This is a genomic window from Streptomyces sp. NPDC127108 (assembly GCF_042677545.1).
GTDB lineage: Bacteria > Actinomycetota > Actinomycetes > Streptomycetales > Streptomycetaceae > Streptomyces.
This window is the reverse complement of record NZ_JBHXTE010000001.1, coordinates 345,806-365,792: the sequence shown is the minus strand read 5'-3', so window position 1 is coordinate 365,792 and position 19,987 is coordinate 345,806. Positions and strand designations below refer to the sequence as shown.

16 protein-coding genes are annotated in these 19,987 nt (G+C 72.2%); 10 read left to right on the top strand and 6 right to left on the bottom strand.

Annotation, left to right across the window (positions count from 1 at the left end):
• Positions 1–105: 105 nt before the first annotated feature.
• Entirely contained in the window at positions 106–852 is a 747-nt protein-coding gene (locus tag ACFVHO_RS01580) for a chitinase (protein ID WP_385708560.1), read from the bottom strand.
• A 730-nt stretch (positions 853–1,582) separates the two neighbouring features.
• Between ACFVHO_RS01580 and ACFVHO_RS01575 the strand changes: the two genes are divergently transcribed.
• The 3 genes from ACFVHO_RS01575 to ACFVHO_RS01565 all read left to right on the top strand — a co-directional run bounded on the left by ACFVHO_RS01575 (position 1,583) and on the right by ACFVHO_RS01565 (position 3,591).
• Positions 1,583–1,789 carry a hypothetical protein gene (locus ACFVHO_RS01575; protein ID WP_385708557.1) on the top strand — a complete coding sequence of 69 codons (207 nt, stop codon included), beginning with the start codon at positions 1,583–1,585 and terminating at the stop codon, positions 1,787–1,789.
• Entirely contained in the window at positions 1,786–2,157 is a 372-nt protein-coding gene (locus ACFVHO_RS01570) for a GNAT family N-acetyltransferase (RefSeq protein WP_385708555.1), read from the top strand. Before ACFVHO_RS01575 ends, ACFVHO_RS01570 begins: the two co-directional genes overlap by 4 nt.
• Positions 2,158–2,421: 264 nt before the next feature.
• Positions 2,422–3,591, top strand: coding sequence for a glycoside hydrolase family 88 protein (locus ACFVHO_RS01565; protein WP_385708552.1), 1,170 nt, complete (start codon positions 2,422–2,424; stop codon positions 3,589–3,591).
• Positions 3,592–3,737: 146 nt separating this feature from the next.
• Here the strand turns inward: ACFVHO_RS01565 and ACFVHO_RS01560 are convergent, their stop codons facing one another.
• Positions 3,738–4,499 carry a calcium-binding protein gene (locus ACFVHO_RS01560; RefSeq protein ID WP_385708549.1) on the bottom strand — a complete coding sequence of 254 codons (762 nt, stop codon included), beginning with the start codon at positions 4,497–4,499 and terminating at the stop codon, positions 3,738–3,740.
• Positions 4,500–4,921: 422 nt separating this feature from the next.
• On the opposite strand from ACFVHO_RS01560, the gene ACFVHO_RS01555 reads away from it, so the two are divergent.
• From ACFVHO_RS01555 to ACFVHO_RS01525, 7 genes are all read left to right on the top strand, one after another.
• The gene (locus tag ACFVHO_RS01555; protein WP_385708546.1) at positions 4,922–6,643 is read left to right on the top strand and encodes a PP2C family protein-serine/threonine phosphatase; all 1,722 of its coding nucleotides are present in this window, start codon (positions 4,922–4,924) and stop codon (positions 6,641–6,643) included.
• Positions 6,644–6,798: 155 nt separating this feature from the next.
• A complete protein-coding gene (locus ACFVHO_RS01550; protein ID WP_385708544.1) occupies positions 6,799–7,290 on the top strand; it encodes a hypothetical protein in 492 nt (163 codons plus the stop codon).
• Between the two features lie 131 nt (positions 7,291–7,421).
• Positions 7,422–7,772, top strand: a complete 351-nt coding sequence (locus ACFVHO_RS01545) for an STAS domain-containing protein (protein ID WP_385708541.1) — start codon at positions 7,422–7,424, stop codon at positions 7,770–7,772.
• The gene (locus ACFVHO_RS01540) at positions 7,769–8,260 is read left to right on the top strand and encodes an ATP-binding protein (RefSeq protein ID WP_385708538.1); all 492 of its coding nucleotides are present in this window, start codon (positions 7,769–7,771) and stop codon (positions 8,258–8,260) included. Before ACFVHO_RS01545 ends, ACFVHO_RS01540 begins: the two co-directional genes overlap by 4 nt.
• Before the next feature lie 158 nt (positions 8,261–8,418).
• Complete coding sequence (locus tag ACFVHO_RS01535; RefSeq protein WP_385708535.1) at positions 8,419–9,705, top strand: cobalamin-dependent protein; 1,287 nt, start codon at positions 8,419–8,421, stop codon at positions 9,703–9,705.
• A gap of 376 nt (positions 9,706–10,081) precedes the next feature.
• The gene (locus ACFVHO_RS01530) at positions 10,082–11,533 is read left to right on the top strand and encodes a hypothetical protein (protein WP_385708532.1); all 1,452 of its coding nucleotides are present in this window, start codon (positions 10,082–10,084) and stop codon (positions 11,531–11,533) included.
• Between the two features lie 133 nt (positions 11,534–11,666).
• A complete protein-coding gene (locus ACFVHO_RS01525; protein WP_385708637.1) occupies positions 11,667–12,545 on the top strand; it encodes an RNA polymerase sigma factor SigF in 879 nt (292 codons plus the stop codon).
• 70 nt (positions 12,546–12,615) lie between these two features.
• Here ACFVHO_RS01525 and abc-f read toward each other — a convergent pair whose 3' ends face one another.
• The 4 genes from abc-f to ACFVHO_RS01505 all read right to left on the bottom strand — a co-directional run bounded on the left by abc-f (position 12,616) and on the right by ACFVHO_RS01505 (position 19,985).
• Complete coding sequence (gene abc-f, locus ACFVHO_RS01520; RefSeq protein ID WP_385708529.1) at positions 12,616–14,268, bottom strand: ribosomal protection-like ABC-F family protein; 1,653 nt, start codon at positions 14,266–14,268, stop codon at positions 12,616–12,618.
• 209 nt (positions 14,269–14,477) lie between these two features.
• Complete coding sequence (locus ACFVHO_RS01515) at positions 14,478–14,891, bottom strand: ATP-binding protein (protein ID WP_385708526.1); 414 nt, start codon at positions 14,889–14,891, stop codon at positions 14,478–14,480.
• Positions 14,892–14,992: 101 nt separating this feature from the next.
• Positions 14,993–15,838, bottom strand: coding sequence for a hypothetical protein (locus tag ACFVHO_RS01510; RefSeq protein ID WP_385708523.1), 846 nt, complete (start codon positions 15,836–15,838; stop codon positions 14,993–14,995).
• Between the two features lie 10 nt (positions 15,839–15,848).
• Positions 15,849–19,985, bottom strand: a complete 4,137-nt coding sequence (locus ACFVHO_RS01505) for a hypothetical protein (protein ID WP_385708520.1) — start codon at positions 19,983–19,985, stop codon at positions 15,849–15,851.
• Between the last annotated feature and the right edge of the window lie 2 nt (positions 19,986–19,987).

The following is a 19,987-nucleotide window of genomic DNA, read 5'->3' as shown; positions in this document are numbered from 1 at the left end:
GTTCGTTACCCGTGTGGGTTGGGGGGGGGCGGAGGTGTGGCGGGACCCTGTACGGGCGGGGGGCCCTCCGCGCCCGCCGACGCTTCGGCGTTCGGGGCGCTCAGGTCAGCAGCTGAGGTTGCCGCCAGGGTCCACGCCGAGGACCTGCGTGAAGGCCTTGTACTTGTCGATGCGGCTCTGCACCTGACCCGGGTTGCCGCCGTTGCACTCCAGGCTGCCGTTGATGGAGCGGATGGTCTCGCCGAATCCGGCGCCGTTGACCATGGCGTTGTGCGGGGTCATGGTGCCGGGGCCGTTCTGGGTGTTCCAGTACCAAAGGCCCGTCTTCCAGGCGACGGCGGCGTCGTTCTGGACCAGGTCGGGGTTGTGGAGCAGGTCGATGCCGAGCGCGTCACCCGCGGCCTTGTAGTTGAAGTTCCAGCTGAGCTGGATCGGTCCGCGGCCGTAGTACTTGTCGTTGCCCGCCGGACAGCCGTAGGGCTGCGTTTTGTCGCAGTAGTGCGGGTAGTTCGCCTGGTTCTGCTCCACGATGTGGACCAGACCGCCCGTCTCGTGGCTGACGTTGGCGAGGAAAGCCGCCGCCTCCTGCTTGCGGACGGTGTCGCTGCCGGTGTTCGTGAACCCGGGGTACGCGCTGAGGGCCGCCGTGAGGCCGCTGTACGTGTAGAAGGGATTCCGGCTCGGGAACATCTGGTTGAACTGGGACTCGCTGACGATGAACGCCGCAGCCGCCTTGCCGGACGAGGACTTGCCGTCGTTGTCCGTCTTGTCGGCCGACGCAGGCGACGCGAACGTCAGCAGTGTGGCGGCGGAGACGGTGGCGGTCAGCAGACCGAGTATGCGAGATCGCATGGCTCACTCCATGGGGGGACGCCGAAGAACGGCGGTGTGAAGTGCGGATGTGGGGTTCGGACCGCGTGCCGGAGCGCGGTCCGCCGCAGGCCGGACGGTGGGTGTGGGCAGCCAAGTGCCCGCCGGACAACGGGATTCCGCTTCGTTGGACTAGACCATACCGATCGCCGTGTCCGCGTCAAGGGTGTGAACGCTGTGCACATTGCGACTCGTTCCCATCGGCGGCTCGGGCCGGTGGATTCGCCCCGACACTCAGCCCTCGGCTCGTGTGCTTGTGCAGCCCGCAGCCGCTACTGGCCCCCATTCGGGACCAGTTGGCGCGTGGGAGGGAACCGCCGCCTGTATGCGATGCCCCAGGATGCCCGCCAAGGGTCGGCGATGGCCCATAGTCGAACTGCGAGGGCGCTGAGTCCGGGGCGCACGCGAACCGCTGCCCTTGAGCTACGCGCTGAGCATCACCGGCTGGCTACTCGCGACAACGATCGCAGCCGGTATCAGCCGTGCCGTCAGCCGTTCCTGAAGATGGTCCCCTTGGACGTGACCACGCGTTGCAGCCTGCAGGGCGGTCCACTGTGACGGTGCTGGTGCAGCCACTCTCAAGGCACTCGCCCGTGCCGACCTGAACCAGCACGAACGCGCTGCTCTCGGGGCTGAGTAAGCCCTCCTCCACGGCGAAGCCTTCGCGCGTAATCGCGCCCTGTACGCCGCTGACATTGCCGTGCACCATGCCGTGAAGGACCGTTCGGAGCCCGAAGCCGCTGCCGAGGACGCCAGGCGCGTCCTGGCGCCTCTCCTCGAAGTGAGCTCCGACCGACTGCTGAAGCAGCTGCACAATGTCGAAAGCGCGCTGCGGCGGCACGCCGACGTCGAGGCGGTGGCCGACTGGCTGGAGGAACGCCGCACCGCGACGGGCGTCAGCCGAGGAGGAAAATGGTGACCACGCCGAGCACGCGCGCCGATGTGGTGATTCGCGTGTACGGGCCGGGCCAGGTCCCACCGCTCATCGACGCCGATCTCGTCGACAAGGTCCCGGAGGGTGCTCGCACGGAGAGACTGATGGGGCTGTGTGAACTCGCCGTCCGGCCGCCGTGGCAGGGCCGCGGGCTAGGGGCTTGGCTGCACTCGGCACTGCTCAGGGCGATCAACCCGCGGTGGTCCTCGCTTCTCGCGCTTCCCGACAACAAGCGTGGCCAGGGCTTGTACGCGCGACTGGGCTACCGGTACGCGGGCCCGTACCGCAACACATCTGACGGTCCGGAGTTCGACCTGCTACTGCTGGAAGTCCGCCCCGAATCCGCAGGATGAGCCGGGCGCTGGCGCGAACACGGCTCAGGACCTGGTCGATGGGCGTGCCTGTCGAGCAGCGCACGGCCCCGGGGCGGTCGGCGAAGTCGAAGGCGGGTACGAGGCAAAGGCTCGAGCCAGCCCGCTCCCCGGGTGCGTAACCCTGAATCCCAGTCGGCGACTTGAATCGCCCCGCGTGGCGCAGAAGTTCACTCACGGCCCGTGGACAGCACGGGGAGTCGGCCCTCAGGATGGTGCGCGACCACGGATGAAGGAGAAGTTCACATGCATAGACGTCATGTGCTCGTGGGCGGCACCGCCCTGTCCGCCGCCGCGCTCGCGTCGCCGTGGCGGGCCTCCGCCGCCTTGGCGGCCGCGGAACCGGCGTCCGCCGGGCGTGTGGTGCCCGGAGCCGAGCTGCCGTCCCGGGACGCGATCATCCGCGTACTGCGGCGCGTCGCCGACCACTGGATCGGTGCGCATGGCGACCCGGGCGACAACGGCTGGGCCAACGCCACCTTCTTCAGTGGCCTGCTCGCCCTGCACCGTCTGACCGGTGCCGCGCCCTACCTCGCGTACGCCCGCCGGTGGGCCGAGAAGCACGCGTATGGGCTCAAGGGCGGTGTCACCACCCGGCACGCGGACAACCAGTGCGCGGGACAGGCCTATCTCGACCTGTACGAACTCGAACCCGAGGCGCAGAAGCTCGCCGCGATCGAGGCCTGCCTGCGGCGCATGACCCTCACTGACCAGCCGGCCAAGAACGACGACTGGTGGTGGGACGACGCCCTGCACATGGCGATGCCGCCGTTCGCCCGGCTCGGCGCGCTGCGCGAGGACCCGCGCTACTGGGACAAGATGTTCGCCCTGTACCGGCACACCAAGACGGCCGAGGGCGGACCCGGACTGTACGACGCGGGCGCGTCGGGGCTCTGGTACCGGGACAAGCGGTTCCTGCCCGGCGGGATCCTCTCGCCCGGCGGCAGGCCGGTCCTCTGGTCGCGCGGCAACGGGTGGGTGGCGGGCGGACACGTCAAGACGCTCAAGGCGCTGCCCGCGAGTGAACGCCACACGGCCGAGTACCACGCCACGCTCGTGCGTCTCGTCACGGCGGTGGCGAAGGTGCAGCGGGCGGACGGTTTTTGGAACGTCAACCTGGCCGACCCCGCCCATCTGCCAGGGCCTGAGACCAGCGGCACGGCCTTCTTCGTCTACGGCACGGCGTACGCGGTGGCGGCGCGGCTGGTCGACGCGGCGACCTATGTGCCGGTGGCCGCGCGGGCCTGGAACGGGATGGTCGCGACCGCCGTGCACCCCGACGGCTTCGTCGGCTTCGTTCAGAAAGTCGGCGACCGGCCGGAGTCCAGTCAGCCCGTGACGTACGGGAGCACCGCGGACTTCGGTGTCGGCGCCTTCTTGTTGGCGGGGGTGGAGTTGGCGCGGATCGCGCGCTGATGGGGTGACGGGCATGCGTGGGGCGCGTCGGGGCGAGAGGTGCTGTGCGAGGTGCGTCGCGCGTCGTGCCGGGAACGCGATCGCCGGGCGCGCGTGGGTTCACGCGCGCCCGGCGAAAGAAGGTGAAGAGTGCTACTGCCGAGTGATCAGATCACGTCGACGGCGTCGCCGGTGGCGCTCACCGAGGACGTCGTCGTGTTCCCGGCGAAGGTCCAGCGGTAGCTGCCGTCGACGGAGGCCTTGACCGTGGTCTTCAGGTTGCCCTTGTTGTCGGTCTTCACGGTCTTCACCGCGGTGTAGGCCGTGGCGCCCTTCTTCTTGAACTCCAGCTTCGCGGACTGGCCGGTGTAGCCCGCGTACTTGCTGGTCTCCCAGTTGGCGCGGGTCAGCGCGCCGGTGACGGTGAGGGTCTTGCCCTTCTTGATGGGCTCCGGGGAGGCGTTCACCGTGAGCTTGGCCTGGCGCTGGACCTTAAAGGAACCGGCCTTCTCCGCCAGGATGGTGTCGATGTCGTTCGCCGTCACCAGGGCGTCGACGTACCACGTGCCGGCCGGGCCGTTGTCGAAGAAGTCCGTGTCCGGGTCGAGCGTGAACTTCGCCGTGCAGGTGGACGTCGTCGTGCTGTCCGCCACACACTTCGGGTTGCCCTGCGGCAGGGCGTGGCCGGCGCCGCCGCCGAAGAGCGAGATGTCGGCGGTCTCGATGCCCGAGTCGTCCGATGCGGTCACCGAGACGGTGAAGGTCTTGCCTGCGGTGGTGCCGAGCACGATCGGCTTGCCGCCGTTCACGACGACCTTGTCGATCGTGACGTCGCCGGACGGCGCGGCCACGGCGCCGGGCGCGGCGAAGCCCGCCGCTGCCACGGCCAGGGCCGAGCCGAGCATGGCGACGCGAGTGCGGTGTCGCATGGATCCCCCCACGGGATGATGCCGGGTCAGAAGTGGTGCCCGGCGAGAGATGTGAACGCGATGACAATACGGTCTTCACGGCATCTCCATCATTGTGTTGATCACCACGCGTGTCGCGTGCAACCTTTCGCGCTACGGAATGTCAAAACTCGAAGGAGCTTTCGCCCTGTCGCCCGAAGTGATCATTCCGCCTCTGTGGCGCCCGGTGGGCGCGCCGGAGCCCGCCCGCAAGGATTGTGCGGAACGTTCATCAGGAGGATCGTCGGCTCTCCATGACGTGGGAGCGCGTGGCCGGGCCGCGGTCGTACCGCGCTCGTCTCCGGGTCGTTCGACGACCCGGAGGGCACGAGGTCGTCGAGAGGTCGAAGGGGTGATGAGAGGGTGAGGGGAATTCGTGCCCACGAGGCACGGCGTTCCGGTACGTGAGACGAGACAGCGGGACCCCGACCGAGCAGTCCGCCGCGCGGGCGGTGAGCGCCGCCTTGCAGTCCGCGCCGTGGCCCCTCCTCCTCGCCGGTGCCGACGGGCGCGTCCGGTGGCTCAACCCCGCGGCGACCGCCCTGCTCCCCGGCGTCGGAGCCGGCACCTCCCTGGCGCGGCACGCCCCGTCCTGGCTCGCCGACGCGCACGCGCGCCGCGACCGCGCGGCCGCCGGTGCGGTGGCCGGGCGTGCCCTGCGGGCCGAGGCCGCCCCGGCGGACGGCGCCGAGGCCGTCCTGTGGTGGCTGCGCGACGACCCCGACCCGCACACCGCGCCGGACGCCGAGCGCGAGCGCGCCCGCCTCCTCGCCGACGTCTCGGATGAACTCTTCGCCCGCCTCAACCCCCAGGAGTGCAGGGGGAGTACGGCCCGGCTCGCCGCCCGGCACCTGGCCGACGCGGCCGTTGTCGTCGGCGCGGGCCGGGGCGCACGTCCGCCGGTGGCTGCCGCCCGGCGCGACGGGGAGGTCACGCACGGGCGGCTCGCCGGTGACCCCGCCGACGTACCGGGGCTCGCGGAGGCACTGCAGGGGTTTCCGCCCGTTCCCGCGCGCTGGCTGGACCCGGCTGCCTTGCCGTCGTGGATGCTGCCCGAGGCCTTCGAGTTGCCCGAGGCATTCCAGGGGCGGGGCTCCGACTCCGTCAACGCCCCAGACTCCGTCGACACCCCCGACCCCACCGGCGCGCGCGGCGGTTCCGGTGCTTCCGGCGCTTCCGAGCCCCCGGGCGCCCTCATGGTCACGCCACTCCCGGGACGCGGCACCCCTATCGGCGCCCTGGTCCTGATGCGCCGCGCCGGGGCGCAGCCCTTCACCGAGGACGACGAGGCCCTTGCCCGCCTGTTCGCGGTGCGCGCCGCGGCCGCCCTGTCCGCCGCGACGCTCCACGCCGAGCAGACGGCCGTCGCCGACCTGCTCACCCAGGACACGCTGCGGCCCGGGCCGCGCCGCGTCGACGGCGTCGAGTACGCGGTCGGGCATCGCCCCGCGGACGGCGAACTCGGCGTCGGCGGCGACTTCGTCGACATCAGCACCGCGCCCGAGGCGGGCGGCGAGACCCACGTCGTCCTCGGTGACGTATGCGGTAAAGGTCTTGAGGCCGCCGCCCTGACCGGGAAGATCCGCACCACGCTGCGCGCCCTGCACCTGCTCGAACCGGACCACCAGCGGCTGCTGCGCGCCCTGAACGCCGCCCTGCTCGGCACGGACGACAGCCGCTTCGCGACCCTCGTGCTCGCCTCGGTCAGCCGTCGTGGCAGCGCCGTCGCGCTCCGGCTGACCAGCGCCGGGCATCCGCCACCCCTCATCGTGCGACGCGACGGGGACGTCCTCGCCGCCCCGACCCACGGCACCCTCGTCGGCGCCCTGCCCGAGGTGTCCACGCAGACGTACGAGACCACGCTGCGCCCCGGAGAGGCCTGCCTGCTGTACTCGGACGGCGTCACCGAGGCCAAGGGCGGCCCGCTCGGGACCGACCAGTTCGGCGAGGAGCGGTTGCGGGCGGCGCTCGCGGAGTGCGCCGGGCATCCGCCGGAGGCCATCGCCGAGCGGGTGCAGATGCTCGTCGCCGACTGGCTCGGCGGGCGCCGCCACGACGACATCGGGCTCGTGGTCATCGCCGCACCGCGTCGCCGTACCCACCTCACCGCGGCGCCCGCGCTGTGAGCCAGGAAGAACCGGCGAACTCCTGAGGCCCGTGCGGCCTGTGGCGCCGCTGTGACAGGAGGAGTAGCTTCCGCCACAGCCTGCCGGGTGGGGGCCTGGTGGGGTGGGTCCATGCCCACAGCCGCCCCGCAGGAGACGTCCCCTCAAGGGAGGTGGTGACGCCCGTGCTGGTCGGTTTCGGCGTCCCCGCCCTCTGTGCCATCGGTGCTCTCATCGCCGCCGTGGGCGTCGCCGCGATGGCGTTGCCCGGGCGGCCCGAGCCCTGGCCGGTGCACCTGTTGCGCCGTGCCGCGACGATGACCGCCTGTGCGGCCGCGTCCGTCTACTCCCTGGGGTTCTTCGCCGTCCTGACGGCCGACGTGGCGGTCGGCGACGGCGCGAACTCGCTGCCGGGCCCGGTCTGCCACGACGGCTTCGACGCGGACACCGTCCGGAACCTCTCCCACGCCCGGCCCTCGTACCTGCCCCTTGGCCTCGACTGCGTCCGCTACGACGGCACCTCGTACGCCAGCAGTCCCGACTACGTGTGGATGAACTGGTCGACGCTGTCACTCGCGCTGTGCGCCGTGGTGCTGGCCGTGGGCGCGGGCTGGGCTGCGGAGAACCGGGCCAGGCGGGCCGACGCGCGGGCCGATGTGACGTCATGAGGACGCCCCGACCTGCTGAATCGTTGCGGCGTGCCAAGCGGAAGAGGGGCTACCGCTGGACATGAATTCGACGGGTCCCCCATGGGGGTTTGGCCGCGTGGGACCGCGTTCGGTGGGTCGACACTGGCGGAATGCAGTGGACGCATGATGATGCGGCGACCCAGTGCTCGGTCGAAGTTCACGCCGACAAGAGACGTGGTGTGCGGGTGATTGCGGTGGTGGGTGAGATGGATGTCGAGTACGAGCCGGACATCGAACTCGCCCTGGAGTCAACGCCTTTGACGCTCCGTCTGGTCCTTGACCTGACCCGGCTCGAGTTCGCGGACTCCACGCTCCTGAACGTCCTCATCCGCACCCACCGCAGACGCGACCTGCGCATCCTCGGCCCGATGCCCGCGCAGCTGCGCGAACTGCTGCGGGTGACGGGCACCCTCGGGTTCTTCCACGTGTGCGACTCCCTGGAGGAGGCGTGCGCGCCATGACCCACTCCCCGGACGTGACCGCGCGCGGCGCGGCCCGCGGCGTGACGGCGCCGTGCCCGCTGTGCGACCGGGCGACGGTTCAGGGGGCCTGGTGCCCCACGGCCGGAGACGGTCCCGCACTCCTCACGGTCGACGCGGAGGACTGCGGCATCGGCGGGGCCCGCAGGGCCGCCCGCGCCTACGCCGCCGTACGCTGCCCCGCCGTCGACGCCGCCGACGTGGCGCTCGTCGTGTCGGAGCTGTGCACCAACTCCTTCCGACACGCCACGGGTTGGTGGCGGCTGCGGCTGCACGGGCACCGCGACGGCCTGATCGCGGACATCGACGACGCCAGCGAACAGCCGCCCGTCCCGCGCCTCCCCGACGTCCGCAACGGCACTGGCGGCATGGGCATGCTGCTCGCCGCCACGCTCACGACGACGCTCGACGTGTACGTGTACTCCGGCGGGAAGACCGTCCGCGTCACGTGGAAAGCGCCCTGCGACTAAAGCACCCCCCGCGCTGGTCCCCCGTACCCGGCCCACTCCCGGCGCCGTTGCCGGATCCACTCCCGGCCCCGCTCCCGGATCCACGCCCGGGCCCCGATCTGAGCACCCGCCCGGCCCCGCCCGGACCCGGCCGACAGCCACCCCCGTTGGAGCTCCCGATGACACCCACGGTCACCGCCCCCGAAGAACGAGCCGCCCCCTGGGCCGCCGCCCTGTGGCACGCGGTCATGGCAGGCGACGAGCCCACCGCAGCCGACACCGCCCGCGCCGCGCTCCAGGACGGCCTCGACGCCGAATGCGTCCTCCTGGACGTCATCGGAGCCGTCCAGCGACGCGTGGGCGAGGAATGGGCCGTCAACAAGCTGACCGTCGCCCAGGAACACGCCGCCACCGCCATCAACGAACGCGTCATCGCGGCACTGTCCCGACCGCCCGGCGAGACCCCCGCCACGCGTCGGCCCGGCGGAACCCCCACCACGCACAGGCCCGGCAGGGCCCCTGGCAAGCACAGGCTCCGAGAGGCCCCGACCAAGCAGCGGTTCGGCGGAATCCCCGCCCCGCACGGACTCGGCGGGACCCCCGCCCCGCACGGACTCGGTGGAACCCCCGCTCCACACCCCGAGGCCACTCCGCCCGGCGCCCGAACCCCCTCCGACACACCCGCACGACCCCGCATCACCGTCGCCTGCGTGGACGGTGAGTGGCACGCCCTGCCCGCCCGGCTCCTCGCCGAAGTCCTCACCCTGCGCGGCTGGCGCGTCGACTTCCTGGGCGCGCAGGTGCCCACCGCACACCTCATCGACCATCTGCACCACACCCGCGCCGACGCCGTGGCTCTGTCCGGCTCGCTCGCGACCCGGCTGCCCACCGCCCACGCGGCGATCTCCGCCTGCCGGGCCGCCGGTGTGCCCGTCCTCGCGGGCGGCGCCGCCTTCGGGCCCGGCGGACGCCACGCCGAACTGCTCGGCGCCGACCTCTGGGCCGCCGACGCCCGCACCGCCGCCGCGCGGCTCACCGAGGGCCTGCCGCGACGGCCCGTTGGCACCCCGCTCGCCGACGAACCGCTGAAGCACCTCCTCGACCAGGAGTACACGCTGATCAGCCGCGCGGCGCCCCAACTCGTGCGGGCGACCCTCAACGGGCTCAGCTCCCGGTTCCCCGCGCTCCTCGACTACACCGAAGCCCAGCACCAGCACACGGCCGACGACGTCGCCCAGATCGTCGCGTTCCTCGCCGCCGCCCTGTACGTCGACGACTCCGGCCTGTTCGCCGCGTTCGGGCGCTGGACCGCCGCCGTCCTCGCCGCACGCCACGTACCGGTGGAGTCGCTGCTGCACGCACTCGACGTCCTCGATGCCGAGGCCCGCGACTTCCCGCGTGCCGCCGCGATGATCCGGGAGGCGCACGAGGCGGTGCGGACGTCGCCGGAGGGGGCGGGGGAGTGACGGCGGTGTGCGGCACCCCGGCGACCGGCGGCGGGGCGCGGCCTCTGGGCCGTCCGGCCCGGCGCCCGGCAGCGGGTGTCCGGCGCCTGGCGTCGGGCGGACAAGCAGATGTCGGCCGCCGCGCTCCCGCTTCCGCGCCTCTGGCCATCACGGCCCCGCTCCACGTCCCCACGGCTCCGCTTCACGTCGCGGAGGCTCCGCTCCCAGCCACCGCGCCCCCGCTTCACGGCATGGAGGCCCCGCTCCACGCCATGGAGGCCCCGCTCCCAGCTACGGCGGAGCCCCACCCCTAGCCACCGCGGCCGCGACCGAGCATGCTGCGGACACAGCACCCGCCACCGGCTCGACGCAGACCATCACCGGCTCGGGGGAACGCATGAGCAGTTCCGAGGACGACCCGGAAAGCACCCGGCCCCGCTGGGCGATCCAGTTCGACGCGGACGGCGGCGATGCGGACGGCGGGCAGTGCGCGCGGATCGCGGACGCCGTGCGCGCTGCGGGCATCCGCGACCTGGTGCTCCTCGCGCACAGCGCCCACAACGACGCCGACACGACCGCCGACGTCGACGCCCGCTTCCGCGACCTGTTCACCGACGAGGCCGCGGACGACGACGTGGGCTTCGTGAGCGTGCACTGGCCCGGCATGCGGTTCGAGCCGGAACCCCGGCTCACCGACGCCACCGAGTCCGCGCTCCGCCGCACGTTCCCCGGCCAGGACCGCGTCATCGCGAAACTGCGCGCCCTGGTGGACGAACGGCCGCACCATTTCGGCGCCGTCGACGACGTGGGCATGATGCTGCGGCGACTCGTCGAGGAACCCCTGGACGCCCCCGTCACCGCCTACGCCACCGACATGAGCGACGAACTACTGCCCCAGTCCGAACCGGCGATGCTGTTCGACAGCACCGACCACGTCTGCGAGGGCTTCGCACGCGCCCTGGAACAGGCCCACCAAGAGGCCGAGCGCACCGAACAGCGCCCGGAGCGGATCGAGCAGCCGGGGCGGGGCACCGAGGCACCTACGGTGTCGAAGTCCGGAACACTGACGGAGGCCGAGAGCGCGGGCCCGCGCCCCGCCGACGCCCCCGCCGACTGGCTCTCCCGCCCCGAGCCCCTCACCCCCGGCACCCGCGCCTTCGGAGCCACGGAGTCCAAAGGCGCCCACGACCGGCTGTGGGACGGCGCGCACCAACTCCTGTGCCAGGGAGTCTCGTACGCCATCAGGCGGCGCGCCGGACTGATCGGCGGGACCGGGCTCGCCCCCGCGCTCGGACAGCTCACCGAGGCCCTGCCGGACACCCGGATCCATCTCGTCGGCCACGGCGCGGGGGCCCGGCTCGTCGCGTACGCCGTCCGCGGACTCAGGACGGCGAGGGGCGGGCCCGCCTCCGTGACGCTGCTTCAGGCCGCCCTGTCCCACTTCGCCTTCGCCGGGCGCCTGCCGCAGCAGATGCGCGGCGGGGGAGCGCTCGCCGGGGTGGCACAGAGTGTCGCGGGCCCAGTGGTGTGCGTGTACTCGCACCACGACCTGGAGCTGGGTCTGCTGTTCCCGCTGGCCTACCGCATGATCGGCGAGTCGCCCTCACTGGTGGGAGCCGACCGGATGTGGGGCGCGCTCGGCTACGACGGGGTACAGGGCGTCGAAGGCTGCCTCACCCTCACCCTCGCCGGCGCGCTCGCCGAGCACGCTCTGCCGAGCTCGGGCTATGTCAGCGTCGACGCCTCGGCCGTCGTCCGCGGCGGAGCGCCGCCGCAGGGCGCGCACTTCGACGTGTTCCATCCCGAACTCGCCCGCCTGGTCCGGGCCGCGGGCCGGGTCGGGAGGTAGCTCGCAAGTGAGTGCGTGACGCAATTCCGGATCGCCAGGTGTGGGACCACGAGCGAGGGGCAGACGCGTCTTGAGTCCCCGGATCGTGACACGGGGTGCCGTCGAGTGAAGGGTGGATCGTGTGGCTGCCGCGATGGGTGCACGCAGGCCGACAGTGTCCGGGATCCGGTCGACGAGGGCCGAGGCCTGCGTGGAGGGAGAACTGCCACTGATCGAAGCACCGTCGACCGTGGAGCCGCACAACGCACGGGTGCTCTCCCGGCAGTTCTTCGACCGCCTCGCCGTTCTCGAAGAGGGCACGTACGACCACCAGTACGTGCGCAACACGCTGATCGAGATGAACCTCTCGCTCGTGCGCTACGCCGCCTCGCGCTACCGGGGCCGCGGCGACGAGATGGAGGACATCGTCCAGGTCGGCACGATCGGCCTCATCAAGGCCATCGACCGGTTCGACCTGTCCCGCGAGGTGGAGTTCGCCACCTTCGCCGTGCCGTACATCGTCGGTGAGATAAAGCGCTTCTTCCGCGACACCAGCTGGGCCGTGCACGTCCCGCGCCGACTCCAGGAAGCGCGCATCGAACTGGTCAAGGCCACCGAGGAGCTGGCGACCCGCCTCGACCGGGACCCGACCACCGCCGAGCTGGCCGAGCTGATGTCCCTGTCCGAGGAAGAGGTCATCGAGGCCCGCAAGGCCTCCAACGGCTACACCTCCACGTCCCTCAACGCCGCGCTGCTCATGGGCGGCGGCAGCGACGACGGCGAGGCGGCCCTCGCCGACTTCATCGGCGAGGAGGACGCGGCGTACGAACTCGTCGAGGACTTCAACAGCCTGGCGCCCCTCATCGGTGAGCTCTGCGACCGCGACCGCGAGATCATCCACATGCGCTTCGTGGAGGAACTGACCCAGGGCGAGATCGGCGAACGCCTCGGCGTCTCCCAGATGCAGGTGTCCCGACTCCTCAAGCGCATCATCGGCCGCCTGCGCGCGGGCCTGATGCCGGCCGGAGTCTGATCCGGCCCCTTCCTCTGCCCCCGCGGTCGGACGCGGGGGCAGAGGTATGACTGCCCCAAGTCGGTCCGGGTCAGCGCCTGCGACCGGCGTGCAGTTCCAGCTGCTCGGCTTCGAAGCACGCACGGAAGCCGCGATCGTGCGAGACCGCGACCACCGCCCCTGGGTACGTTGCGAGCGCCGCCTGAAGGTCCTCGACCAGGTCGAGGGCGATGTGGTTGGTCGGCTCGTCGAGGACGAGGAGGTCCGCGGGCCGGGTCACCAGGGTCGCGATCTGCAGCCGCCGACGCTGCCCCACGGACAGTGCGGCGACCGCGACGTGCAGGTCCTGTTCACGGAACAGGCCGAGGGACAGGAGCTGTTCGGCGTACTCGTCCGGCAGTCCGGGCCGCCCGGTGGCGAACGCGGCGAGCAGCGTGCGCCGCGTGGCGTGCGCGGGCAGTTCCTGAGCGAGGTAGCCGATCCGGGCGGGACGGCGCGCCGTGCCCGCGTCCGGCCGCAGGTCGCCCGCCAGGACGCGGAGCAGCGTCGTCTTGCCCGCGCCGTTCTCGCCCGTGACGAGAAGGCGCCCTCCGGGCTCGATCGCCAGGAGGCCGTCCAGGCGCAGCCGTTCCCCGACCCGTACGTCGTCGAGCTCGGCGAGCGCGCCCTGGACCGGGCCGCCGGGCGCCGACGGCAGCGCCGTCGTGAACCTGAGCGGCACCGGCGGCGCCGCCACCGGGTCGCGCCGCAGCCGCGCCAGGTGCTCCCGCACCGCGCGCACCTGCCCGCCGAGCTTCGCCTCGCTGGAGCGGCGGTGCTTGCCGAAGCCCTGCTTCGGGTCGCGGCCCGTGGTGGCCAGCCTCCTGCCCGCGGCCTCCAGGAGTTCCTCCGCGCGGGCCACCTCCTCGACCCAGTCCGCGTACCGCTGCTCCGCTCCGCGCCGGGCGGCGGCCTTCGCGGCGCGGTATCCGGCCCAGCCGTCGCCGTACCGGCGCACGGTGCACTCGTCCCGGTCGACCTCGAGGATCGTGGTGGCGATGTGCTCCAGGAAGCCGCGGTCGTGGGTGACCGCGACGACGGTGCCGCGATGGGCGCGCAGGTGTTCCTCCAGCCAGCGCACGGCCGCCGCGTCGAGGTGGTTCGTCGGCTCGTCCAGGAGCAGCAGTTCGGGGGAGGCGGCCAGGACGCAGGCGAGCGCGAGGCGCGACTGCTCGCCGCCGGACAGCGAGCCGAGCGGGCGCTGCCGGGTGATCCGGGCAAGGCCGAGCCCGTGCATGGCGGCATCCACCCGGGCGTCCGCCTCGTATCCGCCGCGTTCCTCGTAGGCGATCAACAGGTCGCCGTACGTGGCGAGTTCCTCGTCCGACGCGTCGGCGAGGGACTCCTCCGCGGCACGGAGGCTTCGCTCCATGGCGCGCAGATCGGTCAGGGCGAGGTCGACGGCGTCCTGCACGGTGCAGTCCGCTTTGAGGTCGAGGGTCTGGGCGAGGTGGCCGGTTCCGCCGGGAAAGCGGACGGTGACCTCCCCGGCGTCCGGCGTCTCGGCCGTGGCGAGCAGCCGCAGCAAGGTGGACTTGCCGGAGCCGTTCTCACCGATGACGGCGGCCTTCTCGCCCGGCCGGACGGTGAAGGAGACCTGGTCGAGGACGGTCCGGGTGCCGTACGACTTGGTGACGGACTTGACGGACAGCTGCGCCACGGCGGGGACGGCGGTGGGCAGGGCGGTATGAGCGCGGTCGCGCATGGGACTTCCCTGGGCGTACGAAGGGTCGACGGGCGGCAGAAACGGCGGCAGGGGCCGTGCCCGGACTCAGACGAAGAAAAGGAAGGCCATGACCTCACCATAGCAAGACGAACCGTCTCGCCTCAAGTCGTACGGGACGCGAAGTCCGCAAGTCGTGCGAGATGCGAAGTCCGCGATCCGGAGCACACCGGCTCGTCCGGGCGCGGTGCTCACCTCTCCTCGGTGCGCGGCTGCGGCACCGTCGCCCAGACGTTCTTGCCCCCGGGGCGCCACTCCACCCGCACGCCCTCGGTGAGGTCGCGCACCAGATGCATCCCGAAGCCGCCGGGGCGGCCCGGGTCCAGCGGCAGGGTCCGCGGTGGCCGGTTCCCGGCGTCGCGGACCGAGACGGTGAGACCCCGGTCGTGCTGACTGAGCCGGAGGCCGGTCACCCCGCGGGCGTGCCGCAGGGCGTTGGTCACCAGCTCCGACACCACGACGAGGACGGCTTCACGGTGTCTCTCGTCGTGGTAGCCGACGGCTGTCATGAAGTCCCGCGCCAGTTCACGGGCCTGCGCCGCCGACGTCGGCGCGTCCCACCCCCACTCCCGGCACGCTCGCTGTTCTCCTGGGGAGTGCAACACGGCAACCTCCCGTCGCTCTGCGGCTCCTGGACATCGTTCGCTTGCCCGGATCCGCCGCCTGTACGCGGGTGTCACCCAAGTGGCCGACGCGCGGCGTCGGACTACCCGCAGTCGCGCCGGGGTGTCGGCGGCTGCGTGTTCCCCGAGTCCGCCTCCTGCGACGTGAGCACCTGGACCCTCAGGAAGCACTCGACCTGCTTCACCGTGTGGAAGACGACCAAGTCGTCCGGCCCTGACGGGTTCTGCTTGCCACCGGCGACGAAAAGACCGACGAGCAGCGCGCCGTGCACCGGGTGCCCGTCGATCACCGTGTCGATCGGTACGAACACCGGCGCTCCCGAGTCGCCGAAGTCCGAGATCGTGTGGCCGCCCTTCACCGCGCGGGCGAGCCCCTTGGTGCAGCGCTTCGGCGGATCCTTCTCGCACTCCACGCCGTCGCTCAGGTGCCGGACGGTGATGTCGCAGACCAGCTTGGTGATGTTTCCGCTGATGCAGATGCTGGAGCCCTGGGCCGGAGCGTCGGCCTTGCCGAGCACGCGGCGGGCGACCGGTGAACCGGCCGGGCCGCCGTCCGTCCAGAGCGTGGGCGCGTACGTCTGCGCGCTGTCCGGCGTCCCGCTGATCAGCCCGAGGTCTGCCTTCTCCTCGAAGGCGGCCTTCGAGAACGAGCCGTACGTGTACTGGCCGGACGTCACCTTCACCCCGGTCAGGGCGTTGGAGCAGTGTCCGGCCGTGGCCATGGCGCGCTTGCCGTCGTCCCAGCTGCGCACCGTGAAGCCCGACGTGCAGCCGAAGTCGCCCTCGCTGCGGTGGACGACGAGGTCGGCGCCGCCCCGGTGCGGCTGCGGGTCGTTGGCCCGGCTCGCGGGCGCGCCCGAGGTGGGCGTCGACCACGTCAGCGCCATCATCAGCGCGGCCACGCAGGCCGTGATCGCCTGTCTGCGCATCGCGGTCCTCCTACAGTTCGAAGTCGAGCCGGCCGAGGAGGCCGACGGTCAGGCCGAAGTAGTCGGCGTGGACGAGGCGGCGGGCCGCCGCCACGGGCTGGCCGTTCACGGTGACGGTGTCCGTGGCGGTGTCCTTGTCGGTGCGGTACAGCTCGTACTCCTGCACGAGCAGCCGGTAGAGGGTCAGCAACTGGCCGCCGGGCGCGGGGACGCCGCCGCTCCACACGAAGCCGCCCCCTTCGGCCCGGCAGGCGAGGTCCACCGGGGCGGCGGCCTGCTTCCAGTCCATGTCGTCCTCGCCGAGGCTCGCCCTGCTCTGCAGGGTCACCACGACGCGTCGGCTCGCCGCGGCCGCGGCGGCGCCGGTGCCGCTGATCTCACCTAGCTCATTGAACGGCGCCGGACCGGTCAGCTTGATGTCGAGGCGGTCGCCCTCCCGGCGGCCGGTGAGGGCGCGCTCCGGGAGGACCTGCGCGAACTCCGCGACCTCGACCTTCGACAGGTGCAGCGGATCCACCGAGTACGGCTGGTAGCGGGCCAGGGCGAGGCGCAGATAGGGGAAGTACGCCGCCGGGCCCGCCCCCGCGCCGAAGTCCACGTCGATGTCGACGTACCAGAGCTGCCGCTCCTGGTGGTACTTCGGCGTGAAGGCCACCGCGTCGACGAGGACCGGCGCCGAGTCCGGCGACTCGGCGAGGCGCAGCCCCGTGGGCCGCCGCTCCGCGTTCGGGAAGTGCGCGGCCGCCGGCCTGGGCAGCGGCGGGGTGCCGGACCAGACGGGGTCGACGCCCCAGCGGGTGGCGAGGTGGTCCTTGAGGCCGGTGCCCGGGTCGAGGACCACGGCGAGCATCTCGTCGTCGCCCGAGGAGAACCACGGACGGTTCAGATAGACCCTCAGGCCCGCCGTCACGCGCCGCTGGGTGACCGTCTGCCGCTGGTGGTCGACGCCCCGCTGGCGGCGGAAGGTCGGCACGACGTACGCCACGACCGGCGGCTCGGGCCTGCGGGAACTGGGCACCGGCAGCGGGGCGTGCGTCGGGCCGACGCGGATGACCTTGCTGCGGTCCTGCGTGATGCTGGGGTGGAAGTACTCGCGGAAGCGGGTGACGGCGGTTGGTGTGTAGCGGACGTTGCGGTGCCGGGTGTCGCCGAACTCGTGGGTGCGGCGGACCTGTTCCACGTCGTCGGTGTACTCCAGGGTGATGTCCTCCAGGTGCGTGTGGCCGTCGATGCGGGCGGGCGCGGTCTGGGTGACGTCGTCGAGCCACTCGCTCCAGTGCGCGTCCAGCTCGACATGGCCGCTGCTCTCGGCGTGGCTCCTCAGCTCGCCCGTCAGCCGGGCGGCCGTCTGCTCTGCCTCCCGGGCGGACCCGAGGCCGCTCAGCTCCGGCGGGTGCACGGGCTTCTCCACGGCGTGCACCAGGGTCAGTTCGACCCAGGGGGTGAGCATCCAGTTCTCGCCGTCGGCGCTGGCCCGCGTCACGAAGGTCTTGTCCCGCTCCGGCAGGTCCGTCCAGAACTGCGAGCCGGTCAGCAGACCCCACTGCCGCAGCAGCGGCAGCTTCGCCGGGTCCAGATAGCAGCTCAGCCGGACCTTGGCGATCTCGCCCTTGGGCAGGAACACTTCCAGGACCCGCTCGATCAGGCCGTCGTGGAAGTGCGGCTCGCCGGTGCCCTCCAGGATGCGCAGCTTGAACGGCTTCGCCTGCGGCCAGGGCCCGGGGAAGGGGATCTTGCGGTTCTCCCGGTCGCCCGGCAGGCCGCGCAGCATCACGCCCTCGGCGAGGACGTCCGGGAGGTAGGGCAGGATCAGCTGGTCGGAGTCGTGCACCACGAACTCGCCCTGCTGCAGCTCCGCACCCCGCCGGGGCAGCGGAAGCGGCGTGACGGGCAGCGGGTCGTGCACGTCGTGCTTGGCGATGTGGATGCTGTCCTCGCGCAGCAGGTCGTGCTCCCGGTACGGCCACTCGGGGTCGCGCACCACCGTGTCCAGGAAGGACCCGGCCTCGCGGGAGGCCACGGCGACGTACTCCTGGCGCAGCCGCTCGGGCTTGCCCGCGCCGAAGGCCGCGTCGAACACGCCGTGCTCCTCGGCCATCTGCAGGGCCGTCTTGGGCGGCGCCAGATGGCGTTCGGCGATGGCCTTGTACTGCCGGTCGAGTCCGTCCACGTCGGATTCCGGCTTGTGGTCGGGGACGTCCGAGCGCCACAGGACGTACTCGTCGGTGGAGATCTCCCGGCCGTCGTCGGTGACCGTGCTGCGGATGACGAGCCGCTCGGTGGACTCGCCCTCGTTGAACGGAAGCAGCGGGATCACCACCGGCTGGGGCACCGGCTCCCAGCGCCCGTACGTGATCGCCTCCGACTGCACGGCCTGCGGCGTACTGGCCGTGTGCTCCAGGCTGTTGCCCGCGAGGTCGACGACCCGGGCCCGCATCCGGTACGTCCGGCCGTAGCGCAGCGCGGGCAGCGAGCCCGGCTCCGCGGTGAACTTGGTGTCCAGGGGAACGTCCCGGGAGACCGGTGGAGCGGGCTCCTCCGGCGTGTCGCCCAGGCCGATGGTGCGGCCGGGCCGGGGCGCGGCGAGGCTCCAGCCGTGCCAGCCGAACACGGCCTGGTGGCCGTAGAGCTGACGGTTGTCGGCCCCGTCCTTGGTGACCACGCTGGCCCGGACCGTGCCCTCGTCCGGACGGACCTGGATCTCCACGGGCGGCTGCCCGGGCCGGCGGATCGCATAGCGGCCCCGGCGCCGCAGCAGCGACCGCCACTGCGTCACCAGGCCCGTGGCCGGGTCGACGGCGCCGATGTCCACCCGGTAGCCGCGCACCAGGCTCTCGGCGGTCAGGTCGGCGTCCGCGGCCGTCGTGCGGCGTCGGACGTCGGCGCCGATGAGACCGGCGAGCTGGCGGTCCCGGTCGGTGTGCAGGAGCGTGATGCCGGAGCCCCGGGCGGCGGGGGTGCCGGTGCCCGTCACCTGCTGGGCGACCGAGCCGATGCCGCCGGGCAGGTCGCCGCTCAGCAGGTCGTCGATGGAGCGGGCGTAGTCGACGTGCTTGAGGGCCGCGCCGTCCACGTCGAGTTCGGTGAGGTGCCAGGACTCGGGGTCGCCGAGGTTCAGGACCCGGCCGGTGAGCGCCCCCGGGGTCTCCTCGGCCGTCTCGAAGACGCTGCCACGGGTGAACCGGATCTTCGTCCAGGGGCGCCTGCCCGGGGCGTTGAGCTGGGCGTCGCCGGTGACGCCGTCGTCGAACAGCACCCGGACCTTCGTCCCGTCGGCCACCCCCGAGGGCATCGTGAAACGCAGGTCGACGACGAGGCCGAATCTGCGCTGCAGCTCCGGATAGTCGCCGATCAGGCCGCACGCCTCGTGGAAGTCCACGCGGTGCTCCGGCACCTCGGCGAGCGGGGCTGGTTCCTTGCCGCGCTCGTAGAACCGGGCCGCCTCGGCGAGGGGCAGCATCCGCCGTCTGTCCTCGTCGTTGTAGAACGTGCTCGTGCGGTCCATGAAGCGCGGCTCGTGCTCGGGCGCGGCGGACCGCGGTCCGTCACCGTGCGGGTCGAACGCTTCCTCCACGGCCGCGAACCCGGTCTGCACGTTCTTGCCGAGATCAAGGACCTGCTGCGAGAGGATGTCCCACATCCGGTACATCGAAGGCAGCTCCCAGCCGCGGTGGTCCGTCGGCGGCTCCTCGCACAGCATCCGCTCCTCGCGGGCCCAGTGCGCACCCAGTCTGCTCCGGGTGGTGTACACGGCGACCGCCTCGTACACCCCCGTCACCTCGTCGTGCACGAGCTTGCCCGGGTACGAGCGCAGGGTGCGCTGCTCGGCCGCGGCGAACGCGGCGGGATCCTCGGGCCGCCGGACGAAGGTGGCAGGGGTGAACAGGGTCTGCCACAGCGCGGCGTCGGCCGCGGGGTAGCGGCCGGTGGGCTGCCACTGCTTGACGATCGTGCCCCGCGGGCTCTCGAACTCCAGCCACAGGGCGGGCAGCAGCACATCGGCGAGCTTCTTCGGCCAGTTCACGAAGTACGCGGAGCCACCGAGCGCGTCGATCCCGGTCAGGCTGGGGCTGACGAGGATCGACACGCGCACCGCGTCGCCCTCCACCACGCCGTCCGGGAGCACCGTCCATCGGATGCTGTCCATGC